This window comes from Micromonospora sp. ATCC 39149 (assembly GCF_000158815.1).
Classification (GTDB): domain Bacteria; phylum Actinomycetota; class Actinomycetes; order Mycobacteriales; family Micromonosporaceae; genus Micromonospora.
This window is the reverse complement of sequence record NZ_GG657738.1, coordinates 822,600-831,740: the sequence shown is the minus strand read 5'-3', so window position 1 is coordinate 831,740 and position 9,141 is coordinate 822,600. Positions and strand designations below refer to the sequence as shown.

General features: G+C 75.5%; 9 protein-coding genes. 2 read left to right on the top strand and 7 right to left on the bottom strand.

The annotated features are described in order from the left end of the window. Window positions 1-308, top strand: a 308-nt coding sequence (locus tag MCAG_RS32110) for a hypothetical protein (protein ID WP_232290057.1), incomplete at its 5' end; no start/stop codon positions are given. On the opposite strand, the gene MCAG_RS03285 is transcribed toward MCAG_RS32110, so the two are convergent. Genes MCAG_RS03285 through MCAG_RS32105 form a run of 7 tightly spaced genes read right to left on the bottom strand, consistent with a single transcriptional unit; the run spans window position 283 to window position 8,454 of the window. Then, the gene (locus MCAG_RS03285; protein ID WP_007071555.1) at window positions 283-1,038 is read right to left on the bottom strand and encodes a PP2C family serine/threonine-protein phosphatase; all 756 of its coding nucleotides are present in this window, start codon (window positions 1,036-1,038) and stop codon (window positions 283-285) included. The genes MCAG_RS32110 and MCAG_RS03285 overlap by 26 nt on opposite strands. After that, window positions 1,035-1,634, bottom strand: coding sequence for an FHA domain-containing protein (locus MCAG_RS03280; protein WP_007071554.1), 600 nt, complete (start codon window positions 1,632-1,634; stop codon window positions 1,035-1,037). The genes MCAG_RS03285 and MCAG_RS03280 overlap by 4 nt, the downstream gene beginning before the upstream one ends. Further along, window positions 1,622-2,266 carry a 4Fe-4S single cluster domain-containing protein gene (locus MCAG_RS03275; protein WP_007071553.1) on the bottom strand — a complete coding sequence of 215 codons (645 nt, stop codon included), beginning with the start codon at window positions 2,264-2,266 and terminating at the stop codon, window positions 1,622-1,624. Before MCAG_RS03275 ends, MCAG_RS03280 begins: the two co-directional genes overlap by 13 nt. Beyond that, on the bottom strand, window positions 2,263-4,113 hold the full coding sequence (locus MCAG_RS03270) for an AAA family ATPase (protein ID WP_050777842.1): 1,851 nt from the start codon (window positions 4,111-4,113) through the stop codon (window positions 2,263-2,265). The genes MCAG_RS03275 and MCAG_RS03270 overlap by 4 nt, the downstream gene beginning before the upstream one ends. Continuing rightward, window positions 4,110-5,372: a hypothetical protein gene (locus MCAG_RS03265; RefSeq protein ID WP_036372149.1), complete on the bottom strand. Its 1,263-nt coding sequence runs from the start codon at window positions 5,370-5,372 to the stop codon at window positions 4,110-4,112. The genes MCAG_RS03270 and MCAG_RS03265 overlap by 4 nt, the downstream gene beginning before the upstream one ends. A 35-nt stretch (window positions 5,373-5,407) precedes the next feature. Beyond that, window positions 5,408-7,924, bottom strand: a complete 2,517-nt coding sequence (locus tag MCAG_RS35875; protein ID WP_036372146.1) for a protein kinase — start codon at window positions 7,922-7,924, stop codon at window positions 5,408-5,410. Then, a complete protein-coding gene (locus MCAG_RS32105; protein WP_036372144.1) occupies window positions 7,921-8,454 on the bottom strand; it encodes a hypothetical protein in 534 nt (177 codons plus the stop codon). The genes MCAG_RS35875 and MCAG_RS32105 overlap by 4 nt, the downstream gene beginning before the upstream one ends. A 37-nt stretch (window positions 8,455-8,491) precedes the next feature. Here MCAG_RS32105 and MCAG_RS32100 point away from each other — a divergent pair, with 37 nt between their 5' ends. Further along, on the top strand, window positions 8,492-8,764 hold the full coding sequence (locus MCAG_RS32100) for a hypothetical protein (RefSeq protein ID WP_036372142.1): 273 nt from the start codon (window positions 8,492-8,494) through the stop codon (window positions 8,762-8,764). The last annotated feature ends 377 nt before the right edge of the window (window positions 8,765-9,141 follow it).

Genomic DNA, 9,141 nt, shown 5'->3' with positions numbered 1-9,141 from the left:
CCGCCATGGCCAGGGCAGCCGTGCGAGGCGGCATCCTCGGCCTCACCATGGCCGCTCTGATCGACCCGGGCACCGGCCTCGCGATCGCCGCCGCGACCGCCGGCGCGAGCGTCCTGTTCACCGCGTGGGGCCGCTTCACCGTCGCCCGGACCTGGTTCGCGCTGCGGGGCGAGCTGCCGTGGCGGCTGCTGGCGTTCCTGGACGACGCCCACCGGCGCGGCGTCCTGCGCCAGATCGGCGGCGTCTATCAGTTCCGCCACGCCCGCCTGCGGGAACGTCTGCTCACCCACGGGGCAGGACGTCGATGACGACGGCGGTGAGGTTGTCGGCGGCGCCGGCGGCGTAGACCTCGTCGCGCAGGTTCTCGACCAGCGCGCGGGCGTCGGGGGCGCGGCAGATCGCGCGCAGGCGTCGCTCGTCGAGCTGGCCGTGGACGCCGTCGGTGCACAGCAGGAAGCGGGCGCCGGCCGGGTCCAGCGGGGCGTGGGCGACGTGCGGCACGAGGGGGGCGTCCGGCGGGTCGCCGAGGCACTGGGTGACCGTGGCCCCACCCGGGCCGGCGTCGTCGACGCTGAGCTGCTCCAGGTAGCCGTCGGTGATCCGGTAGACGCGGCTGTCGCCGACGTTGAACACGTACGCGCCGTCGCCGGTGAGCAGGACGCCCGCGATGGTGGTGCGCATGCCGGCGGTGCCGGGCTGGCGGGCGGCCGTGTAGTGCAGGGCGTGGCCGATGGCGACGACACCGTCGTGCACGGCGCGGGGCCCGTCCCAGGCGATGTAGCGGTTGGCGAGGTCGGCGATGGCGAGCCGGCTGGCCAGCTCGCCGGCGCTGTGCCCGCCGAGGCCGTCCGCGACGGCGCAGGCCAGGGGCGGGGTCCAGGCGGTGGTGAGGTCGCTGACGCGGGCGCGCGGGGACTGGCTGATCCAGTCGAGGGCGAGGACGGCGTCCTCGTTGCCGGCCCGTACGGCGCCTCGGGCGGTCACGGCACAGACCCGTACCGTCGCGAAGGTCTGCGGGTCCCGCGTGGACGCGGTCACGAGGTGCCTCCGGTGCGACGCACCCGGGCCCGTACGTCGCTGGCCAGGCGCAGCTCGTCGCCGTCGAAGAGGCGCTGGCGGGTGTGCGGGTCCAGGCGGCGGTCGTTGACGTAGGTGCCGTTGGTGGAGCTGAGGTCCTGCACGTACAGCTCGTCGTGCTCGACCCAGACCAGCGCGTGCTGCCGGGACACGTTGCCGTGCGCGCCCAGTCGCAGGGCGATCTCGCCGAGGTCGTCGGCGCGGCCGATGCGGACCTCGGCGCGGCCGACCGGAACCGGTCCGAACGGGAAGTCCAGCCGGAAGGCCGCGACGTCCGGTGACGCGTCGCGGGTGGTGGCCGGCGCGGCCGACGGGCCCGCTCCGGCGGGTCGCTGCGGGGGTTCCCCGGCCCAGGTGCCGGCCTCGGTAACCATTCCGCCGAGGTCGTGCAGCGGGCACCGGCCGTCGGCGTCGAGCAGGTTGCCGCAGCCGGGGAGCGGGCACACCCGCCCGGCGGCCGGTGCCGTGGACTCGGGGACGAGGAACTCCATACAGATCGGGCAGAACGTGCCGCCGGCCGGCTGCGGTCCGTGGTTCGGACAGATCAGGGCCGCCATGACACTCCTTCCAGCCGGATGCCCTGCGCGTCCAGGGCGCGCTGGATCCGGGCGAGGTCGCCGCGGCCGGGAATGCCGACGAGCCAGACCCGGTCGTCGTCGACCTGTAGTTGCAGCTCCGGTCGGTCGCGCCGGGCGTCGACCCACGGCGCGTAGCGGTGCCGGCCGAGCGGCGAGCACGGCACCAGCCGCTGGTTGGCCGAGCCACGCCAGACGAGGTCCGTTGGTTCCCCGGCCCGGTAGGGGCCGGTGATCAGCGCGTCGATCGACGGGTACGCCCCGGGGCAGCGCCCACGGAACTCGTCGAGTTCGACGCCGGTGTAGCACAGCACGTCCCAGTCGTGCCCGGCGCCGAGCCCGGCGAGCCCGGTGACCAGCGCGGCCAGCGCCTCGGGCTGCTCCGACGGCTCGCCGCCGGTGACGGTGACGCCGGTGATCCCGGCCGGGTCGAGGCCGGCGACCCGGTCGAGCACGTCGTCGACCTCGGTGTCGTGCCGGGGCTCGGCGAACCAGGTGTCCTGGGAGACGCAGCCAGGGCAGCCGATGGCGCAGCCCTGCAACCAGACGCCGACGCGGCGGCCCGGCCCGAGCGTGGTGACCGGGTGGTGCAGCCGGGACAGTCGCAGCCTCACTCCATCACCAGCTCGCGGTTCTGGCCGTCCTGCGCGATCGCGCCGACGCGCAGCGTCTGCCCGGGCTCGGGCGGGTTGGCGAACACCTCCCGGGCGAGCGGGTTGACCAGGATGCTCTCGATGGCCGACACGATGCCCCGGCCGCCGTTGGACAGGTCGAACGTGGCCTCCTTGCGCAGCTCGTCGCGAGCCTCGTCGCTGAACTCCAGCGTCGCCCCGTACGCGCGGTGCACGGCCTCGCCGACCCGGCCGATCGCCCGGTCGGCGATCTCCACCGCCACCTCGGGCCGGAGGAAGTCGAAGACCACGATGCTCTGCTGCACCCGGTTGAACAGCTCGGGTCGGCGCAGCAGGTGGCGGAAGAACACCTCGATGTAGCGCCGCACGCCCTGCTCGATGTCCGGCAGCTCCTGGGCGGGGGTGACGTTCTCCTTCGGCTTGCCGTCCTCGTCCTGGATGACGATGCCCAGGTTGGTGGTGAAGACGATGAGCGCCTCGGTGAAGTAGACGGTGCCGCCCCGGCCGTCGGTGAGCCGCCCGTCGTCGAGGATCTGGAGGAACTTGTCGAGCAGGCGCGGGTGCGCCTTCTCGATCTCGTCGAACAGCACCACCCGGAACGGCTGCTGCCGGATGCCGTTGGTCAGCTCGCCGCCCGCGTCGTGGCCGATGAACCCCGGTGGCGCGCCGATCAGTCGGGCCTCGGTGTGTTCGGCGGCGAACTCGCTCATGTCGAAACGCAGGTACGCGTTCTCGTCGCCGAACAGCAGCGCGGCCAGCGCCTTGGCCAGTTCCGTCTTGCCCACGCCGGTGGGCCCGGCGAAGAAGAGGACCCCCCGGGGCTTGCTGCGCCCGCCGGTGTGCGCGCCGGCCAGGCCGGTCGCCGAACGGGCCAGGATGTCCAGCACCCGGCGGACGGCGTCGGGCTGCCCCAGTACCCGGTGGCTCAGCTCCTCCTGGGCGCTCTTGAGTCGTTCCCGCAGCCCGGCGCTCTGCCACGGGTTGTCCGGCACGCCCACCCGGAACGCCCGGACCGCGTCGTCGACGCGGGGGCCGGGGATGCCGGCGGCGGTGGCGAGGCGTACCACGTCGCGCATGCTGCGCAGCCGCATCCCGTGGCTGGCCTCGGCGAACCGGCGGGCGATCGCCCACCGCTCGTCGGTGTCCTGCGGCATCCCGGGCAGCGTCGCGACCAGGTCGTTGGCCGTCTGTAGGCGGGCCGCCAGGTCCGGCTCCGGGATCGCGGTGATCCGCAGCGTGTGGTTGCCGGTGGCGAACCACGACGGCAGGTCGTGTTCGCGGTCGAGCACCCAGAAGACGGTGTTGTAGCCGTTGCCCACCGGCGTGGCGCGGTAGGCCAACCGGTCGGCCGTGGCCAGGAAAAGGCGTTCCTCCGGGGAGAGCAACTCGCCGGTGAACAGCCGGGCCGCGTCGACCAGGGCCAGCGCCACCGGCGGGCCGGCCGCGCGCCGCCGGGGCACGTCCACCACCGCGCCGATCAGGTCGCGCACCTGGGCCAGGTGCAGCGGGCGGTTCGGTTCGACGTCGGCGTCGCGTAGGACGGCCTGGGCCGCCGCCGCGCCGCCGTCGGGTAGCTGCGCGGCGATCTCCACGCCGACGCCGCTGGAGTACGTAAGCAGCGCGCCGTAGCCCCGGGCCCGGGCGACGCTCCACAGCGCGTCGACCAGGCCCATGAACCGGACGCTGCCCTCGCGTTCCGGGTCGGGCAGCCGGTAGAGGTCCCTGACGTTACCCGTGAGCAGGACCTGCGGGTGCGCGCAGAGCGCGAGGCTCACCTCGCGCAGCCACGCCGGCTGCTGCGCCGGGTCGTCGATCGGCGGTGTGGTCATAGCCCCTGCTTCCTCTGTTGCCCGGCGGCCCCGTGGGTCTGGGCCGGGATCATCTCGTCGGCGACCACCTGCACCGCCTGCCGGCCCGGGTCGATCTGTCCGAACTGGTCGATCGGGATGCCGTTGCGGCGCACCCGCCGCTTGATCACCTCGTAGTCGTCGCAGAACTTCCGTTCCGCGGCGACGTCGTCGGAGCGGCCGGCCCGCGTGCTGCCGGCGCGGACCACCTGGGTACGGATCACCGGGTCGTCCCGGTCGAGCAGCACCTTCACGCCGTAGCCGGCGTCGCTGTCCATCGCCGCGTACGCCACTCCGGTGCCGGCCAGTGCCGTGTCGAAGCCCTCGCCGACGCGGTAGCCGAGGTCGGTCAGGCCGACCCGGATGGCGTCGGCCACGGCCTTGCGTCGGCGTGCCCGGTCGGCCTGCGCGACGACCTCGTCGGCCTCGGCCCGCAGCCCGTCGGGGACCCGGTCGGCGCGTTCCGCGACGAGCCGGGCGACCCGCTTGCGCAGCCGGGCCGCCGCCTCGCCGGGCACCGTCTCCAGCGGGGCGGCGATCGTGAGCAGGTCGCGGCGGGTGAGCGCGACGTGTTCCTCGGCCCGCTGCTGGGCGCCCACCCGCTCCTCCAGGTCCCGCAGCAGCAGGTGGGCGCGGCCGGCCGGGGCTCCCGCGGCGATCTCCGCGACCGCCGCCGCGCAGGGCGCGCGGACCTCGTCGGGCGTCGCGGCGGGCAGACGGGAGAGTAACTCGGCGGCCCGGGTGGCGCGGGCCCGGTGGCGCTCCTGCGCCGCCGCGTCGTCGCGCGCCCGGGCAGCCTGCGCGGCCTGCGCGGCCGAGTCGTCCCGTTGCCGGCTGGCCGGCCGGGCCGGCTCGGTGATGGTGCTGTCGTCCCACTGCCGGCGGGTTCTCGTCGTGTCCGCCGCCTTGGTCGCCGGGGCGTCGAGCAGGCCGCTCACGTCCTGCCGGGAGGCGGCGAGCACCTCGGTGCGCAGCCGTTCCCGCTCGCGGCCGACCAGCAGGGCGACGTCGGCGGTCGCGGCGGCGATCCGGTGCGGGGAGTGGTTGGGCCGGGCCCGGGCACCGGCGGCGACCCGGCTGATCCGGCTGCCGTAGACCGACCGGTACGCCTCGGCCTCCGCGCGCAGTGCCTCCAGCTCGCCGCGGACCTGCACGAACTGCTGCCACTGGGCCCGTTGCTCACGGGCGAGGCGCTCGGCTGCCGTCTCCACGACGTACCGGGCGCCGGTGATTCCGCTCATCGCGGCCTCCTCAGCATCGCGGCCTCACCTGACCTTCACAAGAACCACCACACCCGGGTGGGGTCGGGCAGCAACGGCACCGTCCACCCCCGCCACAGGTAGACCGGTTGCAGCAGGTACAGCCCGGCCACCAGCGCGATCACCGTGCCGCGTACGGCCCGGGGGGCCCGGCCGGACAGCCGCCCGCCCTCGGTGCCGTTGGCCCGGTTGGCCAGCCGCCGGCCGAGCCACACCGCCAGCAGCAGGCCGCCGGCGGCCACGTACGGGTATGCCTCGCCGTAGCTGGTGTCCATGTCGGTCAGCCAGGCCCGCACGCCGGTGTCGAGCACCACCGGGAACTGCAGGAACACCGCGTACGTGCCGTTGTCGGCGGTGAGCAGCGCCCAGACCACCGCCCCGGCGGCCCAGCAGAGCCGGCGGGCCCGGCGCAGCCCGGCCTGCGGGTCGGCGGGGCAGATCACCAGGCAGGCGAGCAGCAGGAGCATGGGCAGCGCGACGGCGGTCTGGACGGTGGCGACGCGGGTGAGCATCACCGCCGGCCGGGTCCACGCGTCGGGGAACGCGCCGAGGGTCCAGAACGCGGCGGCGGCGAACGTGGTGAGGTATCCGACCGCCACCGCGAGTAGGTAGTTCACCGTGTCCCGCCAGGCGTTGCGCAGCGCGGCGGCCCGGGCCGGGGGTACCCAGCCGGTGCGGGCCGCGCCGGCGTTGCGCTCGCGCTGCCTGGCCCCGGCGGCGCGGGCCTTCTCCTCGGCCGCCCGCGCGGTCGCCAGCGGGATCAGCGCGGTGGCGAGCGCGGCGGCGGCGACCTGCCGGTTGTCGCCGAGGGTACCGGCCTCCTCGCGCAGCCGGTCCCACCAGCCGCAGCGGCGTGCCGCGCTCTGCTTGCGCAGCGTCGGGCGCAGCCGGCCACCGTGGTCGGGGTCGACGAGCAGTCGCAGCGCGACGGCCCGGGCGACCGGTTGCGCCTGGTCGAGTTTGGCGGGCGCGCTTCGCGGCCGGCCGCCGGTGGCCCCGGCGGCCAGTTCGGCGCCGAGCTGCCCGGCGCGGGCCTCGACGGCCGAGGTGACCCGGGCCAGCCGCTCGGCGGCGTCGGCGATGACCGCGCAGGGGCCCGTGCAGCCGGGGTGTGCCCGGCAGCGGTGCCGGGCCAGGGCCCGCAGCAGTTGCGCGTCGAGCCGGGCGACGATCGCGGCGGCGGTCGGTTCGCCCGCGGCGGCCCGCCTGGACAGGTCGGCGAGGCCCGGCGCGTCGGCACGTTCGTCCTCGAAGACGGGCGGGAGTTCCGGCGCGACGTGGGAGACGAAGCGGGTGACCCGGGCGGCGGCGTCGACCCGCCCGCCGGCCTTCGACCTCATGAGGTTGACCGGCAGGTTGAGCTGGGGGAAGTTGTCCCGCAGCCAGTCGTCGAGGTTGAGCTGGCTCTCCCGGTTGCGGAACAGTTCCACGCCGGCCCGCCAGTTCTCGGACATCGCCACCCCCACCTCCTCGGGCGACCGGCAGAGCCGGCCGGCCAGCTCGAACGGGGGCACCGGCCGCCGCGCCGGTTCCGGCTCGGGGTCGGGATCGTCGACGGTGGGTGTCTCGCCGGCCAGCCAGGCCCGCACCTGCTCCGCGCCCCAGCGCAGCTCGGGCGCTCTGGTCAGCAGGCCCCCGCACAGCAGCAGCCAGCCGGGGTCGGTGACGCCGCTGAGGTCCACGCCGTGGGTGGCGATGTGTTCGAAGATGGTCCGCTCGTTGGCGGTGTCGCCGCCCACGCCGCTGTTGGGGTTGCGGCCGGTGAGCAGCTCGACGACGAGGACACCGAGCGACCACCAGTCCTGCGCGGGTTCCTGGCTCTTCTGCCACCACGTCTCCGGGGCCTGGTAGGCGGGGGTGCCCGCCCGGCCGGTGCTGCGCCGGGTGGCCCGCAGCTCGGCGACCAGGCCGAAGTCGCAGAGCACCAGGTCGAGGGGGTCGAGCGAGCGGACCAGCACGTTCTCCGGCTTGATGTCGCGGTGCGCGATGCCGGTCGCGTCGCCGTGGCGCAGTTCCCCGTGCAGGTAGGCCAGGGCGGCGGTGACCTCCGCCACGACCCGGCGCACCTGCGCCGGCGGGAGCGGGCCGCGCTCGCGGGCCAGCGCGGCGAGCGAGCCGTGCGGCAGGTACTCCAGCACCTCCCAGCTGGTGGGGGTGCCGTACCGGTTGACCTCGGTGCCGTAGTCGAGCATCCGGACCACATGGCGCTCGTCGGCGGTGCGCAGCGCGTCGAGCAGCCGCGGGTCGGGGCGCACGGAGGTGGGGTAGACCTTCGCCACCCGGGTCAGGCCGGTGGCCCGCTCCTCGACCAGCATGACCAGGTGCGCCTCGCCGCCGGTGGCCAGGTGGCGGACCGGGCTGAACCGTGCCGACACGCCCTGCGGCAGGCCACTGTCGTCGCCGGTCGCCGGGGCGGCCGGGGTCGGCGGCGCTGCTTCCCGGGTGGTGGCCGGGGCGGTGCCCGCCGCCGGGTCGGCGGTGGTGGGTGCCGCCTGCCGGCCGGGGCCTTCCCGCCGGGTGGGTGTGTCGCTCACGCCTGTTCCTCCCGCGTCGACGCCTCGCTGAGCGCCCTGTCCTCCAGCGTGGTCAGCCGGTCCACCGCCCGGCGGTAGCGTTCGCGCACCGGGGCGTGCTCCGGGCTGGTGAGGCCTACCAGGTCCCGCTCCAGCGCGGCGGAGAGCAGCACGGCCCGGCCCGACTCCAGGGCGACGGCGGCCTCCGGCAGTCGCCGGCGGCGAGTCAGGGCGTGCGCGGCCCGACCGACCAGCCCGCGCGTGCGCCGGCGCAGGACCAGTTCGCCGTACGCCCGGCTGAGCTGGGCCCGGGCCAGCTGGTTGAGCGTGCGCAGGGTGAGCAGGTACGCCTCGGCGGCGTCGGCGCTGCGCCCGTGCCGCCAGGACCACTCGGCCCAGTACAGGGCGGTGTCGTACGCCCACACCAGGCTCAGTTCCCCGATCGCCGCCGTCGCCCGGCGGGACGCGTCGGCGGCGTGCAGCAGGTCCTCGGTGGACCCGGTCGCCTCGGCGCGGACGTGCAGGGCGGCGGCGACCCGGGAACTGGCCACCGCGTGTTGCAGCGACGTCGGCGGCAGCCGGGTCGCGGTGCGTGGCGAGCAGGACCAGTGCCTCCTCGACCTCGTCCAGGTCACCGACGAGCATGCCCCGCGCGAGCAGCGCCTCGGCCAGCGGGATGCGGGCGGCGTTGCGCATGGCCGGGCTCAGGCTGGTGCCGTCGGCGCCCCGGCGCAGCAGTCGGACCGCCTCGTCGAGCGCCTGCGGGTCGGGTCGGTCCGGGCGGTAGCCGTCCAGCTTGCAGGCGCCCAGCACGAGCCGGGCCTGGTCCTGGCTGCCGCCGCCCACGGCGAAACAAACTAAAAAAACCAGTTCCTGCGCCCGCAGCCGGTCGGCGCCCGCCGAGGGGTCGTCGGAGAGCCCCTTCGTCCTGGCACATAGCTGGTAGCACTGCGCCAGCGTGACGAGCGGGCTCGCCGGGTCGGGCTCGTACCGGTCGCCCGTCGGCGAGCGCGGCCTCCAGCGCGGTGATCTGCGCGTCGAGGGCCTGGAGGTCGCCGGAGGACCCCAGCCGCCCGCCGGCCCGGATCGCGCCGGTCGTGTTCGCCAACATCTCGCTCGTGCCGGGGAAGGGGCCGTCGTCACCGATCGAGAGCTGCTCGGCCCTGGCCAGCGGGTCCGCCACCTCCCCCTGGATCAGGCCCCATTGGGCTCGCGGACCTGGTGCAGCATGCCCGTCA

Coding starts and splice junctions, on each gene's coding strand:
- MCAG_RS03270 (WP_050777842.1), bottom strand. CDS start 4,113: ATGACCACACCGCCGATCGACGACCCGGCGCAGCAGCCGGCGTGGCTG.
- MCAG_RS03280 (WP_007071554.1), bottom strand. CDS start 1,634: ATGGCGGCCCTGATCTGTCCGAACCACGGACCGCAGCCGGCCGGCGGC.
- MCAG_RS03265 (WP_036372149.1), bottom strand. CDS start 5,372: ATGAGCGGAATCACCGGCGCCCGGTACGTCGTGGAGACGGCAGCCGAG.